The sequence below is a fragment of the Bordetella sp. N genome, assembly GCF_001433395.1.
Lineage (GTDB): Bacteria > Pseudomonadota > Gammaproteobacteria > Burkholderiales > Burkholderiaceae_B > Bordetella_C.
On the sequence record NZ_CP013111.1, the window covers coordinates 4,135,519 to 4,149,917 of the forward strand.

The window sequence follows — 14,399 nt, forward strand, 5'->3', positions numbered from 1 at the left end:
TTTACCAGGGCCAGAAGATGGAAGTACCGCGTCCGGCTTTGCGGGCGCTGTCGAAAATCATTTGGGCCACGACCAGGTCCTGAAGCGCCAGGCCGGTCATGTCGAAGATGGTGATGGCATCGGCGGCGCGGACATAGGGCTGATCGCGCTGAATGACGGTGCCGATTTCCGTGGCGGCGCACGTCTTGTCCCACTGCCCTTCGCCCACGTTGGACGACTGCACGGCGTCATCGACAAAGACGGTGGCGCGCCCGAGCAAGCCTTCCGGCAATTCGCGCTTGCCCACGGTGTCAGCGCCGACGGCGTTGATGTGCGTGCCGGCGCGCACCGCGTCGGCGGAGAACAGCGCCTTGCGGCTGGGCGTGGCGGTGATCACCAGGTCAGCATCGGCGACGGCCTGGTCAGCATCCTTGGCGTGGTGGATGGCGGGACGAGCGTGCGTGGCGGGCAGAGCTGTGATGGCGGCTTCCATGGCGGCCTCGAAGTCCTGGTCGCGCTCGCCGTTCACGGTGACGTAGCTCACCGACGCAATGCCGGGCCGAACTTGCAGCGCGTACTCAAGATGGATGCGTGCCTGCACGCCCGTGCCGAACAGGCAAAGCCTTTGCACGTCCTGCCGCGCGAACAGGTCGATGCCGATGGCGCCGGCCGCGCCCGTGCGCAGGGTCGTCACGTGATTGCCGTCGAGCAGGCAGACAGGCCGCCCCGTCGCCGGGTCGAACAGCATGATGGTGGCCTGATGAGCGCCTTTGCCCTGGGCGGTATTGGCGGGCCAGAAACCCGCCGCCTTGAAGCCCAGGACATTTTCCCCGCCGATGTCGCCGGCCTTGATGCCGAACACGGCATTGTTGGGCAGCGGCTCGCGAATCATGGGAAATACCCGGCCGGCGCCGGTGCTGTGCTGGACGAACGCTTGCCGCACGGCATCCATGGTGGCATGTCGGTCCAGCAACGCCAGGACGTCCTGGGCGGGAATGAGAAACAGGGTAGCGGCGCTGTCGGCAGGGGGAGTATCAAGGGGCATTGGATGGGATCAGCTGAATGAACATGGACAATATATCCAGATCAAGACAAATTATCCATATCCAACAGTCCAGATTTTCCCTAATAGGGTCTGGATTTTCTGAAACCAGGCGAAGACAGCCTCCAATCTGGACAAAACGTCCAGATCAGCTGGGATTTGAAGGTATAGTGCGCGGATGACCAAGACTGCCGATCCGACCCCCGATTCCCTGATGCTGAGCCAGCTGCGCACCATTGCCGAAGGGCTGGGGAAGACGTTCGCGCCGTTCTGCGAGGTGGTCGTACACGACCTTAGCCATCCCAAGAACGCGATCTATTGCATCGAGAACAACCTGAGCGGACGCACGGTCGGCCAGTCCGTGACCGAGCTTGGCCTGGCGCGCATCCAGGACCCCGACTACCCGGCCATCATTCCCAACTATGCGAACCAGTTCGCCGACGGGCGCCAGGTGAAAAGCACGTCCATCGGCATCAAGAATGCCGAGGGCGAGTATGTGGCGGCTTTGTGCCTGAACGTGGACCTGACGCTGTTCAACAGTTTCCAGGCAGCGCTCGCGCAATTCTCGCAAGTGCAGACGGAGAGTGTCGAAGAGACCCTGGACGCCAGCCATTCCGACCGCATCCGCGAACAGGTCGACACGTTCGCGGCCGCGCGCGCGACGACGGCACGGTCATTGAAGCCGGCCGAGCGCAAGCAGCTGGTGCAGGAATTGAAGAAAGCCGGATACCTGGATATCCGGCGCGGCATGGAAATCGCCGCGGCGCACATGGGCGTGTCACGCGCGACGGTGTATAGCTACGTGCGTTAGCGTGGCGATGGGGGCGCAGCTCAGCGCGCGCCCTGTACTGGCCACTATGCCGGCACCCCCGCTTCCCGCTGCGGGGGATTCACCGGTGGCTCCGCCGGCAGTTCCTCGGGCAGATAATTCGGCAGGCGGCTGGCGGGGAAGATGGCCAGCAAAGACACCATCGCCATGATCAGAAGGCCGATTTTCAGGGCCCGCAGGCGCGCATCGGTGTTGATGCGCATGGCCGCGTCGACTTGCTGTGGCGTGGCGGTCGTCGTCTCCAGAACACCACGCAGGCGGTCATTGCTGACGAAATTGATGCTGTCCAGATTCACCTGGGCCTGCAGCGACGGCGTCAGCAAGGGTTCCTGCACGATCCCCCGCATCACGTTGCTGGCCAGCAGCCCCACCAGCAAGGCGCCGGCGATCGCGGTGCCGACCGCATTGGCCAGATTGTTGGTGGTGCCGCGCAGCGACCCGACATCGTTGGCCAGCGTCTTCGGAGACGCGCTGACCAACACGTTGAAGACCAGCGTAACCAGGGCGCCCTGGCCTATGCCGAACGTCACCAGCCCGACCAGCACGGCCAGCTCGGTCCAGTTATTCCTGACCACGAAGGACAGCCAGCACAAGGCCACCGTGCAGATGATGAAGCCGACCCGCCCGATCTGCCTGGGCGTGTAGCTCTTGTAAAAACGCACCACCAGCATCGCGGCAAAGAAAACGGACAGGTTGAACGGCAGCATGGCGATGGCCGTCGCCATGGGCGTGCGCCCTTGCACGATCTGGATGTACAACGGCACGCTGAAGTTCAGCATCGCCTCCAGCGCGACCACGGCGAACATGGCGATGACCGCGGCACGTTCGCTGCCCGAGGTGATCACCTCCAATGCCAGCAAAGGCGTCTTGCCCGAGCGCGCGCGCCGGCGCGTCCAGGCGATGAAAGCCTGGCCGATCACGACGCCAAGCACGATCATCACGGGCGCGGGAGAAAAGCCGAACAGGTCGAACGGCGCCCCCGGACGTACCGTGCCCAGACCCCATCGATTCAGGTTGTTGAAGCCGAAGCTGATCAGCACGATGGACGCCGCCGCCAGAATGATGCCGACGACGTCGATATTGACCTCGGGGCGGCCCCGATCGGCTTTCAAGCGGAAGCTGAGCAACAGAATGATGACCGCCAGCACGATCAGGATGCCGAACACCGGCCGCCAGCCGATATACGTGCCCAGCACGCCGCCGATCAGAAAGGCCGACACACCCGCCCCTGCCCGCGCCGAGCCCAAGGCCCCCAGGGCGGTCGCCTGCTGCGTGCCGTGATAATTCTCCGCGATCAGAGCGACCAGGGCCGGCACCATGGCGGCGCCGGACAAGCCGCTCAAAGCCTGCGCGGTGATCATGGCCGTCGCGTTGGGGCTGATCGTCATCAGCACCTGCGCGGCGCCGAAGACCAGCACCGCCAGGCGAAACACCATGACCGAGCCGAAGCGCTGGTTCAGCTTGGCGCCCAGCATCACGAAGGCCGCCACCGACAGCGAGTACATGACGATGCCGGTGGCGATGGTCGTAGGTGGAACGTTGAAGCTCTTGACCATGCCGCCGAGCGCCACCGGCAAGGATGCGACGTTGAAGGACATGAGGATCTGGGCCAGCGCGATGGTGATCATCGGCACCCATGACCCTTTCGTCTGGTCCATATAGGCAGCCCCTGCAACGGTCGTCGTGTGACTATGCATCGTTCACTCCTGGTGAATGGGCGTGCCTGGTGAACACCAACACCCACACTCGACGTTCGACGTTCGAGTAGGCGCGCGCGGTTAACTCAGTGTCTTAACCATGCTCCCGGAAAGGCTCCGAGACGAACATGTCCATGCCTAGACGGCGTGAAAGAAAGCGCGAGGCAAGCTGCCCCTTGACGCTATTGCCGGCCGCGTCCAGCAGCGGGGCAAACGTGCCCAGCCCGCTCTTGCCCGGCGACACGGTGACGATGCCACCGCCTATGCCGCTCTTGCCGGGCAGGCCGACGTCGCACAGCCAGTCGCCGGACGTTTCATACATGCCTGCCGTTACCATCACCGCCAGGGTGTAATGGCAGACCTCGTTGGCGACGACGTACTCGCCCGTCACCGGATTGATGCCGCCGTCGGCCAGGGTGGCGCCCATGACGGCAAGGTCGCGGGCGTTGATGTCCAGGCAGCATTGCCGGGTGTAGAGATCCGTGGCGGTCTTGGCGTCGCATCCCAGACGGCCATAGGAAAACAGCACGTTCGCGATACCGCGGTTACGGAAGTTGGTGGCCGATGCCGACGCGTAGACCTCTTCATTGACCGACAATTTTCTGCCGGCGAAGGTCGACAGGCCATCGAGTATGAGCGCCCACTTCGCTTCGGCGGATTCACCCGGCACCAGGCTGGTGGTCGCGATGGCGCCGGAATTGACCATGGGGTTGGTACGCCCGTCCGGCATGCGTTCGATGGCGGACAGTGAATTGAAGGGCAAGCCGGTGCTGTTCACACCCAACTTTTCGCGGCAGGCCGACGCGCCAATCGCCTGGCATACCAGCGCGAAGACGAAGGGCTTGGAAATGCTCATGATGGTGAACGCATGGTCCACGTCGCCTGCCGTGTAGACATGCCCATCGGTGCCGACCAGGCAAAGGCCGAACAGCTTGGGATCGACTCTTTGCAGGGCAGGATAGACGCCGGATACCGTTCCGTCCGTATCCACCAGGAAGCGTTTGTGCGCTTCGTGGACCAGCAACTCCACAACATAGGGGTCAGGCAAGCGACCCGTGGAAACATAATCAGGCGTGTCTTGACCAAGAATATTCGACATGGGGCCCCCAGGTCTCATCTACGGTAAGAAAGCGTGCGTGTCTCAGAGGCTGGGAAAATGCGCGCTATCGTCCAGCGCCGGCAGCCTTTATCGTTTTGTAGTTTGCCGGACGATACTCCTGATTTTTCGGCGAAACAATACATTCCGTTGCGAACGCGGGACAGCGAGTTTGAGTTTGCTGATCAGCATGCTGCGTTGTGCCATTGCTCCGTCGGAGCCGGCCGCCCTGTTCAGACAGCGATGATAATCTTGGGCGACTTCCCCAAACTGGAGCAACCATGGCATTGATTCTGTACGAGTTGGCAGCGGCTGATCCGGCCGTGCGCTTCAGTCCGCATTGCTGGAAGACCCGCATGGCGCTGGCACACAAAGGACTCAACGCCGAGCGCCAGCCATGGTGCTTCACCGAAACGGAGATGATCGCCTTTTCAGGGCAGGCCAAGGTGCCGGTGCTCGTCGATGGTGACGAGGTGGTCCACGACTCGTGGCGCATCGCGGAGTACCTGGAGCGTCAGTATCCGGACAAGCCTGCCCTGTTCACAGAGAAACCGCCCATGCCGCTGGCCGGATTCGTGAACGCCTGGGCCGACAAGGTGCTGGTGCCCGCCATTGCCCGGATCATCATGGTCGACGTCCACGCCTGCCTGCGTCCCGTTGATCAAGCGTATTTTCGCGCGTCGCGCGAGCAGATGTACGGCAAGCAGCTGGAAGCCGTGGTCTCGGATCGCGACTCGCATATACGCAATCTCGGCAAAGCCCTGACGCCGCTGCGCCACATCCTGCAATCACGCGACTTCCTGGATGGCGCGGCGCCGGCCTACGCGGACTACTGCGTCTTCGGCATGTTCATGTGGGCCCGCTGCGTCAGCGCGATCCCGCTACTGGAGCCAGACGATCCCGTGCACGCCTGGCGAGAACGCCTGCTCGACCTCCACGACGGCCTGGCACGGTCCGCGCCTGTGGCCACCGCTGTAATCGCCGCTGTGGTTACCGATTAGCAGCCAACGCCGGCGGCTGGCACCTCCAGGCACCCCTTGGGGCACCGTGGACAGTGATAGCGCTATCAGCACTTGACCTTGAAACCGTCAGCTGCTTTCGCGCTGGATGATCTCGAAGCCCAGGTTCAGATGAACGGGTGCATCCAGGCCCTGCAGGCGGTCCAGCAAGGCTTGCGCGCTGCGCCGGCCCACGTCCAGCCGCGGCAGGCGCAGGCAGGTGACACGCGGAACGGAATGCTGAAGGATGGGCAGGTCGTCGAAGCTGGCAATGGCGATGCGGTCGGGTATGCGCCAGCCTTGCCTCTGCGCCTCGAACAAGGCGCCCAGGGCCAGTACATCGCCGGCAAAAAAAACCGCGTCGACGGCCGGTGTCACTTTCATCAGCTGGCTCATCACTTCGGCGCCCGACGCGATGCCTGACTCGGCCTCGCGGATCAGCCGCGGGTCCTTGCGCAGGCCCGCCGACTTCAATGCGGCCAGGTAGCCGCGCAACCGCTCGCTCGCGCGCCGGTTGGTCTTGGTGTCCAGGGACACGAAGGCAATGCGCTTGTAGCCGCGCCTGGCCAGATGCAGGGTCATCGCCGAGGCGGCCTCCGCATTCGAATAGCTGACCGCCATATCGATGGGATCGGCGGGAATATCGCCCGTCTCGATAATGGGAATCCCTGCGTTTTTCATGATCGTCAGGGCCCGTGGCGTGTGTTCGGTGCCATGCAAAATCAGGCCGCAGACGCGCTGCGACAACATCGCGCCCACCAGCGACTCTTCCTCTTCCATCGAATTGCCGCTGTCGGCCAGGATCAGATGCAGCCCGCTCGCCCGCAGGACGTCGGCGATGCCCTTGGTCGTCTCGGCATAGAGCGAATTCTGGATGCTCGGAACGATCAGGCCGACGACATTGGAACGATTCGACGCGAGGGTCGATGCCACGCTGTTGGTGACATAACCGGTCTTGCGCACGGCCTCCAGAACCAGGTCTCGGGTTTCCTGCGAAACCAGCTCCGGCTGCCTGAGCGCCCGGGACACGGTCATCAGCGACACGCCTGCCGTATGCGCCACGTCGATCATGCGCACGCCCTGCCCCTGGGGCCGGCCCTTGGCCTCCGCGCCGGCGCGGGCTGTCGATTGCTTGCTGCCACGGGGCGCTGGTGGTGGGCTTTTTTTCGGCGGCATTTTCATGACAAAAATTATATTTGACGGCCCGGCCGCCTGCGGTATTATCGCCCTTAGCGATGATAGCGCTAACATAAAATCATACAAAATCAGACGCCGCGCATCACGCTTCCATCCGGAGGAGACAACGATGCAAGAAGACAAGAAACCCGCTTCAGTGACCCCTCAGGGCAACCCCGCGGGTCGCCCGGTCCCCCAAGGGGACGTCTTTGACTTGGGGCGGCCCGGCGTCAAAGGCGATTTGAAGCGCGTAGCCATTGCCGTAGGTGTCGGCAATTTCATGGAATGGTTCGACTGGGGCCTCTACGGTTTCTTTGCCGTGGTCATCGGCAAGCAGATGTTCCCCAATGACACCCCGGCCACGCAGATACTCGCCACATTGGCCATCTTCGCGGTCGGTTTCGTGCTGCGCCCCCTGGGGGGCATCGTGCTGGGCCCCATCGGCGACAAGCATGGGCGCAAGGTGGCGCTGTCGATCTCGCTGCTTTTGATGGGGATCAGCACCGCCTTCCTGGGCCTGCTGCCGACCTATCAGCAGATCGGCATCTGGGCGCCCATCCTGCTGCTGGTCATCCGCTGCATCCAGGGCTTCTCCACCGGTGGCGAAGTCACCGGCGCCAATGCCTTCCTGGTCGAGAGCGCGCCGGAGCACAAGCGCGGCCTGATCGGCAGCATAGGCTCCGCCACGTCGGCCTTCGCCCTGATGATGGCCAGCCTGACCGCCCTGATCTTCACGACCTCGCTGACACCTGCCGATCTGGAAAGCTGGGGCTGGCGCATTCCTTTCATCGCGGCCGCGCCGCTGTCATTCGCTGGCCTGTACCTGCGGCTGAAGCTGGAAGACACGCCGGTGTTCAACCAGATCAAACGCGAAAACCGCATCGACCACTCCTCGCTGTGGAACAAGATACGCAAGGACTTCCGGCCCATCCTGCTGACCTTCGCCGTCGGTGCCGTACAGGGCGTGGGCTACTACTATCTGGCCGCGTTCGCCGTGAACCTGCTGATCGTGTCGGTGGGACTCAGCCGCCCGCTGGCGCTGAGCATCAGCACCGTCACCCTGGCCATCTATCTTTGCCTGTGCGTGGTGGCGGGCCACCTGGTCGACAAGTACGGCCGCCGCAGCATGAACCTCGTGGGAACGATAGGGTTCATCGTGCTGCTGGTGCCGGCGTTCAAGCTGATCTCCACGGGCGACGTCACCCTGATCATCGCGGGCCTGTCGCTGGTGGCCTTGTGCCAGTCCCTGGCCAGCGTATCGACGGTGGTGCTAATGGTCGAACTGTTTCCCGCGGGCTCACGGTCCACGGGCAGCGCCACGGGCTTCAACCTGGCCAATGTGCTGGTCAGCGGACCCGGCCCCTACGTCGCCACCTGGCTGGGCGTGGTCACGGGCAACCCGATCGCGCCCGCCGGTTACCTGATAGCGGTATCAGTCATCGCGCTGCCCATCATCTTCCGCTTCCTGCCGGAAACCAAGGGCCGCGATCTGTCGAGTGACGAAGCACCGGATATCAAACCGCAACCCAAGGTCGCGGTGACGCAGTATCGCCACTGAAGTAGAAGGACAACAAAGCATCATGACGTTATCAACGGTCCGCGGCAAAGCCGCATTGATCACCGGCTCCACTGACGGCCTGGGCTTGGCCATCGCCGAACGGCTTGCGCAGGACGGTTGCCGCATCGTCCTGCATGGGCTGGTGCCGGCGGAGGACATGGCGGCGAAGGTCGCCGACTTGCGCGGCAGGTTCGACGTGGACGTGCATTACGTGCGCGCCGACCTGCTGCCGGGACAGGACGCGGATCCGGTCGCCACCCTGTTCGCGCAGGCGGCAGACCTGGTCGGGCGCATCAACATACTGGTCAATAACGCGGTCATCCGCCATTTCGACGCAGTGGAGCAGCTGCCGCTGCAGAACTGGAACAACTCGATCGCGGTCAACCTGACCGCGGCGTTTCGCGCGATACAGTTGGCCATCCCTGGCATGCGGGCGCAGCAATGGGGCCGCATCTTCAATATGACGTCGGTGTACGGGGCCCGCGCGACGGTCAACCGGGTCGACTACGTCACCACCAAGACAGCCATCGTGGGCCTGACCCGCGCGGTGGCGTTGGAATGCCTCGCGGACGGGATCACGTGCAACGCCCTCTGTCCGGGGTCGGTGTTGACGCCGAATATCGACGCCCGCATCGAAACGTTGATGCAGGAACGCGAGCTGGAGCGCGACGCCGCCGTCAAGGCCTTCCTGAACGGCAAGCAGCCGAACGGGCAACTGGTCGATGCCGCCGACGTCGCGGAGATGGTTGCCTACCTGTGCGGCCCGGCCGCCAGGCAGATCACGGGCGTGGTCATGCCCATAGACGGCGGCTGGCTGGCCAGCTGAGCCGCAGCGCCGGAGCCGCCTTCATGATGATGATGACGCCCCCAGCCTACGGCGACCGCTTACTTGGCGCCGGCCGCCTTGCCGCGCACCTCGACGCCGTTTTCGGCTTCGATGTAGCGGATGATTTCAGTCAGGTCGGCGGTGTCGCCGAATTTCTCGCGCGCGTCGTTCAGCAGGCGGCGGGCGGCCTCGCCGACGCGCAGCTGCATGCCCAGTTGCTCGCTTTCCTCGTGGCACAGCCGCACGTCTTTGGCCGACAGGCCCATGGCGAAGCCGAAGTCGAAATTGCGGGTCAGGACGAAGCGGGGAATCTTGTCTTCGGAAGCGTTGCTGCGGCCCGAACCGGAGTTGATGATCTGCAGCATGATGTCGGGGTCCAGCCCGGCCTTGACGCCCATCACCAACAGCTCCGACGTGACGCTGAGCGCGGTGACGGAAATCAGGTTGTTGATGACCTTCATCGTCTGCGCCATGCCCGGCTGCTCGCCCACGTAGACCGACTTGCCCAACACGGCCAGCACTTCCTGCAAGGCGTCGAAGCTGGCCCGGGGGCCGGACACCATCAGGGCAAGCGTGCCTTTGCCGGCGCCGGTGACGCCACCGCTGACGGGGCAGTCGACGCTCTGAATCTTGTGCTTGGCCAGGCCCTCGGCCAAAGCCCGCGCGGCCTGCGAGCCGCTGGTCGACAGGTCGATCACCGTGCGCACGGCCTTGCCTTGCGCCAGACCGTTATCGCCCAAGGCGACGGCCAGCACGATATCCGGCGTGGGCAGGGACACCAGCACCGTGGCGGCGGTGTCGGCCACCGCCTTGGGCGATTGGGCGATGACAGCCCCTTTTGCCGCCAGCGCCTGCAAGGCAGCGGGCTGGGTGTCGTAGATGGTGACTTTGAATCCGGCATTCAACAGGCGCTCCACCATGGGGGTGCCCATACGTCCGATGCCTACAAAACCCAAATGCTTTTCCGTCGTCATTGCCGTCTCCTCCAGCGTTTTCGGTATGAGGGTTCGCGTGAACATGCGAGAACACAATATGATTGTATTACGAGAATGGGAAAAATAGACAAGCAAAAAGGCCCGGCTGCTTTGTTCAGGCAGCCGGGCCTCGTGGCATCAGAAAGAGATCGCGGCGCAAGCGCCGCGCAATCAGGCGGCGGTTTCGGTCGCCAGGGATTCCTGGAGAATCGAGATGGCGACGGCGGCGGCGTTGCGGACGTGCAGACTGCCGGCGGCGCGGGCGGCCTTGCCGTCGCGGGCTTCCAAAGCCTGCAACAGCACCGACAGTTCCGCGACGCTCTGCTTGCCGCGGCCGGGCGCCTGCATGGACGTCGAACGCAGCAACATGACGCGCGAATTCAGCAAGCGCAAGGTGGTGGTCAGCGCCTCATTCCCGGCGCCATCGAACAGGCATTGGTAGAAGGCGTTCTTGGTGGCGATCTGTTCCAGCGCGGTCCCGCGCGTCAACGCGCGCTTGAGCGCCTGGAAGGCTTCCCGCAAGTTGGCGAACTGCGCATCCGTCGCATGCTGCGCGAACAGCTGACAGGCCAGGCCTTCCAGTTCTTCACGCACTTGATAGATGCCGCGGGCCTGATCCGGCGTGACGCGCGCCACGACAGGCCCCCGGTGCGGAATGACCAGGATCAGCGCTTCGGATTCCAGCTGCCGCAGCGCTTCCCGCACCAGCGTGCGGCTGACGCCGGTCATCTCGCAAAGCTCACGCTCGGGTAGCCGCTCGCCCGGACGAAAACGACCGACGAGTATCGCGTTGCGAATGCTGTCGGTGACGCGATGGCGCAGCACCGACGCAACGCGCTCGACCTTGAAATCGTCTTGTGTCCCTGCCTGAGAAGTCATGCGTCTTTAAGCGAAGAAGGTTCGACGCCTGGTAAGCGCCAAGGAACCGAAGTGAAACAACCAGAGGTGCGTAGTTTAGCCCGCTTGCGCCCGAGCACCCAGCCACCTATCATCACTCAATCATACAATCCTTTCATAATATCGGAGACAACAAAACCATGGCGCCACCAGCCACTTCCGGCCCACCCGCGACCGCCTCAGCCGAGGCCCCACAGGTCAGCGCCCCCCTCGCCGCCTTCGTCGCGGCCAGCCAGTGGGCCGATGTGCCGGAGCCCGTCCGCCATGCCGCCCGCCGCGCCCTGTTGAATTTCTTCGCGGTCGTGCTGTCCGCGGCCCGCACGCCGACCATGGACGCTGCCCTGCGCACCTACGCCCGCTATTCGGCCGGCCCGCAAGCCACCGTGGCCGGCCGCGCCGAACGCGTGGATGTGCCGACCGCGGCGGCGCTCAACGCCATGGCCGCCAACCTCTACGACTTCGACGACACGCACCATCCCACCATCATTCACCCCACGTCGCCGATCGCGCCGGCGCTGTTCGCCCTCGCCGAGAGCCGCCCCATCAGCGGGCCCGAACTGCTGCATGCCTTCATCCTGGGCGTGGAAGCCGCCTGCCGCATCGGCAACGCCATCACGCCGGAGCACTACGCGCGCGGCTGGCACATCACGTCCACCTGCGGCGTGTTCGGGTCCGCCTTGGGGACCGCCCGCTGCCTGGGCCTGAGCGCCGCCCAGAACGTCCACGTCATCAGCGCGGCGGCGGTGCAGGCCGGCGGCCTGGTCGAAACCCTGGGCACGGCCGCGAAAAGCATCAGCGTCGGCAACGCGGCCCGCAACGGCCTGCTGGCCTCCATGCTGGTGATGGAAGGCTTTGACGGTCCGGCTCAGCCGCTGGAAGGCGCACGCGGCTTTCTGCGGGTCGTGGGCGAAGCTCCCCGTTTCGACCAGATCACCGAAGGGCTCGGCGAGCGTTGGGAGCTGCTGAACAACGCCTACAAGCCCTATCCCTGCGGCGTCGTGCTGAATCCGGTTATCGACGCCTGCCTGGAATTGGCCAGGGAGCCGGCCATCGCCGATGGTGGCTGGGACGGCATCGCATCGATCGAGTTGCGCGGCCATCCCCTGCTGCGGCAACGCACCGACCGTCCCGGCATCACCAGCGGCCGCCAATCGCAGGTCTGCGCCCAGCACGCCGTCGCGGTAGCGCTGGTCCGTGGACGCGCCGGCCTGGCGGAGTTCTCCGACAAGGCGGTCGCCGATCCCCAACTGCGGACGCTGGGCACCCGCGTGGTATTCCGCGACGACCCGGCGATGTCCGTGGATGCCGTCGAAGTAAGCGTCGAGTTCGCCGACGGCAAGCGCCTGCACCGCGCCATCTCCGCACCGCGCGGGTCCCTGGCCCGCCCGCTGGAAGACCATGACATCGAAACCAAGCTGCGCGAGCTGAACCGTTACGGCGGCGCGGACATAGATGCCGACCGCCTGATAGACGCGGTCTGGTCCTTGGACAAGGCTACCGACGCATCCCTGCCGATGCGCCTGGCGGCCGGCAAATAAGCAAACCACAACAAAGGAGACAAGGAATGATCAAAAAAATACTGAGCGGCATGGCCGCGGCACTGTTGCTGGCCGGGGTGGCCCAGGCGGAATACCCGGACAAGGCGATCCGCCTGATCGTGCCCTTCGCGGCGGGCGGCGGCGTGGATGTGCTGGCCCGCCCCTTCGCCAAGGAGCTGGGCCAGATCCTGGACCGCAGCGTGGTGGTCGAGAACAAGGCCAGCAACACGGGGCAGATCGGCGCGACCGACGTGGAACGCTCGGCCAACGACGGCTACACCCTGCTGCTGACCTCCGCCGCCTTCGCGACGACACCGGCTTTCTACCCTGACGTGCCCTACCATCCCGTCAAGGGCTTTGCCGCCATCACCATTCTGGCGTCGGCCCCGCAGGTCATGGTGGCCAGCAACAAGTTCAAGGCGGACTCGCTGAAGGACGTCATCGACAAAGCCAAGCGTCAGGAGAAGATGAATTTCGCCTTGAGCGGCAGTAGCGGCATTCAATCCCTGGCGACCGCCATGCTGGCGCAACAGGCCGGCGTGAATTTCATGAAGATTCCCTACAAGGGCGCGGGCGCCGCCTTCGTGGACCTGATCAGTGGGGAGGTGGACCTGATGATAGACAACCCCGCCTCTTCCCTGGTCCATGTCAGGTCCGGCAAGCTGCGCGTGCTGGCCACCACCGGCACCAAACGGATGGCCATCCTGCCGGATGTGCCTACCGTGGCTGAACTCTATCCGGGTTTCGAGGCGAAGAACTGGTTCGTCCTGGCCGCGCCGGCCGGCACGCCCCCTGCCATCATCGACAAGCTGAACAAGGCCGCCAAGGCGGCCATGGCAACCCCCGCGATGCAGGAGATGCTGGCCCGCGACGGCATCGACCTGGTGGCCAACAGTCCGGCGGAAGCGACCCAGCTGGTGGCCGCGGAAGTGGACAAGTGGGGCACGCTGGTCAAGCAGCTGAACCTGCGGGCGGAATAAACGAAGTCCAAGCAAAAAGGCCCGCGTTCGCGGGCCTTTTTGCTTGCTTCTGCTTATCAAATCAACGCAAGGGAGAGTAATCCGTCGGCGTCAGGAAAACGTTTTCGATGCGTTCCACGATGGACTTCTCCGCCTCGCTGGCCGCGCGCTTGGCGATCCATTCCGGATCGGCCTGGAAGGCGTTCCACTTGCGCTCACGTTCCTCCAGGCTTTCCCACTGCAGCATATAGGTCAACGCGTGGTTGCTGGGACCGATCAGCGTCGTCCAGAAACCCAGGGGCTTGATGCCATACTTCTCGAAGAATCCCAGGGTCGTCTTGGTGAAGCGCTCGTTCAGCGCCGGCAGGCGTCCCGGCAGGCAGTGGTAGATACGGGTCTCGATGATCATCGTGTCTCCTTGGATGGACTGGAAAGTTTACCGTCCCGCTTGCAGATACTCGGCCTGCGGCAGTTCGTCCTGCCAATCGGCCGCGCCCAGCGAAATGGCCAGATGCGCCATCAGGGTGTCCGCGGCGGCGCCGTGCCAGTGCCGCTCACCGGGCCGGATCCAGACCACGTCGCCCTGACGGATCTCCTGCGGCGGGGAACCATCCAGACAAACCCAGCCGCGCCCGGCGGTGACGTGCAGCACCTGGCCGTACTCGTGCGCGTGCCAGAAGGTGCGCGAACCGGGCGGAAAGAAGACATGGTTGATGCCGACATTGTCTTGCGGCGGCATCACCGGATCGGCGTAGACCACGCCACTGAAGGTAGGGCCACGCTGTTCCGAAGGCTTGCCCTGGTCGCGGCCGTGAAATACTTGCATGACA

14 protein-coding genes are annotated in these 14,399 nt (G+C 64.1%); 6 read left to right on the forward strand and 8 right to left on the reverse strand.

All coding sequences use genetic code 11. From position 1 onward, the window contains the following. Position 1: 1 nt before the first annotated feature. A complete protein-coding gene (locus ASB57_RS17640) occupies positions 2–1,024 on the reverse strand; it encodes an ornithine cyclodeaminase family protein (RefSeq protein ID WP_057653408.1) in 1,023 nt (340 codons plus the stop codon). 175 nt (positions 1,025–1,199) lie between these two features. On the opposite strand from ASB57_RS17640, the gene ASB57_RS17645 reads away from it, so the two are divergent. Then, the gene (locus ASB57_RS17645; protein ID WP_057653409.1) at positions 1,200–1,832 is read left to right on the forward strand and encodes a transcriptional regulator; all 633 of its coding nucleotides are present in this window, start codon (positions 1,200–1,202) and stop codon (positions 1,830–1,832) included. 44 nt (positions 1,833–1,876) lie between these two features. On the opposite strand, the gene ASB57_RS17650 is transcribed toward ASB57_RS17645, so the two are convergent. Both ASB57_RS17650 and glsA read right to left on the reverse strand, forming a co-directional pair. Beyond that, a complete protein-coding gene (locus tag ASB57_RS17650) occupies positions 1,877–3,547 on the reverse strand; it encodes an MFS transporter (protein ID WP_156414198.1) in 1,671 nt (556 codons plus the stop codon). Positions 3,548–3,641: 94 nt separating this feature from the next. Next, entirely contained in the window at positions 3,642–4,646 is a 1,005-nt protein-coding gene (gene glsA / locus ASB57_RS17655; protein ID WP_057653411.1) for a glutaminase A, read from the reverse strand. Positions 4,647–4,924: 278 nt separating this feature from the next. Between glsA and ASB57_RS17660 the strand changes: the two genes are divergently transcribed. After that, positions 4,925–5,644 (forward strand): glutathione S-transferase family protein, encoded by a 720-nt coding sequence (locus ASB57_RS17660; protein ID WP_082621685.1) that lies wholly within the window; start codon positions 4,925–4,927, stop codon positions 5,642–5,644. Between the two features lie 87 nt (positions 5,645–5,731). Here the strand turns inward: ASB57_RS17660 and ASB57_RS17665 are convergent, their stop codons facing one another. Next, positions 5,732–6,712, reverse strand: coding sequence for a LacI family DNA-binding transcriptional regulator (locus ASB57_RS17665; protein WP_231755472.1), 981 nt, complete (start codon positions 6,710–6,712; stop codon positions 5,732–5,734). Positions 6,713–6,947: 235 nt separating this feature from the next. Here ASB57_RS17665 and ASB57_RS17670 point away from each other — a divergent pair, with 235 nt between their 5' ends. Both ASB57_RS17670 and ASB57_RS17675 read left to right on the forward strand, forming a co-directional pair. Then, positions 6,948–8,375: an MFS transporter gene (locus ASB57_RS17670; protein ID WP_057653414.1), complete on the forward strand. Its 1,428-nt coding sequence runs from the start codon at positions 6,948–6,950 to the stop codon at positions 8,373–8,375. Between the two features lie 22 nt (positions 8,376–8,397). Next, positions 8,398–9,201, forward strand: a complete 804-nt coding sequence (locus ASB57_RS17675; protein ID WP_057653415.1) for an SDR family oxidoreductase — start codon at positions 8,398–8,400, stop codon at positions 9,199–9,201. 59 nt (positions 9,202–9,260) lie between these two features. Here the strand turns inward: ASB57_RS17675 and ASB57_RS17680 are convergent, their stop codons facing one another. Next, positions 9,261–10,175 carry an NAD(P)-dependent oxidoreductase gene (locus ASB57_RS17680; RefSeq protein ID WP_057653416.1) on the reverse strand — a complete coding sequence of 305 codons (915 nt, stop codon included), beginning with the start codon at positions 10,173–10,175 and terminating at the stop codon, positions 9,261–9,263. Positions 10,176–10,346: 171 nt separating this feature from the next. Continuing rightward, positions 10,347–11,054, reverse strand: coding sequence for a GntR family transcriptional regulator (locus ASB57_RS17685; RefSeq protein WP_057653417.1), 708 nt, complete (start codon positions 11,052–11,054; stop codon positions 10,347–10,349). Between the two features lie 158 nt (positions 11,055–11,212). Here ASB57_RS17685 and ASB57_RS17690 point away from each other — a divergent pair, with 158 nt between their 5' ends. Beyond that, complete coding sequence (locus ASB57_RS17690; RefSeq protein ID WP_057653418.1) at positions 11,213–12,610, forward strand: MmgE/PrpD family protein; 1,398 nt, start codon at positions 11,213–11,215, stop codon at positions 12,608–12,610. Positions 12,611–12,636: 26 nt separating this feature from the next. Then, positions 12,637–13,590: a tripartite tricarboxylate transporter substrate-binding protein gene (locus ASB57_RS17695; protein ID WP_057653419.1), complete on the forward strand. Its 954-nt coding sequence runs from the start codon at positions 12,637–12,639 to the stop codon at positions 13,588–13,590. 61 nt (positions 13,591–13,651) lie between these two features. Here the strand turns inward: ASB57_RS17695 and ASB57_RS17700 are convergent, their stop codons facing one another. Both ASB57_RS17700 and ASB57_RS17705 read right to left on the reverse strand, forming a co-directional pair. Next, positions 13,652–13,978 carry an NIPSNAP family protein gene (locus ASB57_RS17700; RefSeq protein WP_057653420.1) on the reverse strand — a complete coding sequence of 109 codons (327 nt, stop codon included), beginning with the start codon at positions 13,976–13,978 and terminating at the stop codon, positions 13,652–13,654. Positions 13,979–14,005: 27 nt separating this feature from the next. Continuing rightward, a complete protein-coding gene (locus ASB57_RS17705; RefSeq protein WP_057653421.1) occupies positions 14,006–14,395 on the reverse strand; it encodes a cupin domain-containing protein in 390 nt (129 codons plus the stop codon). Between the last annotated feature and the right edge of the window lie 4 nt (positions 14,396–14,399).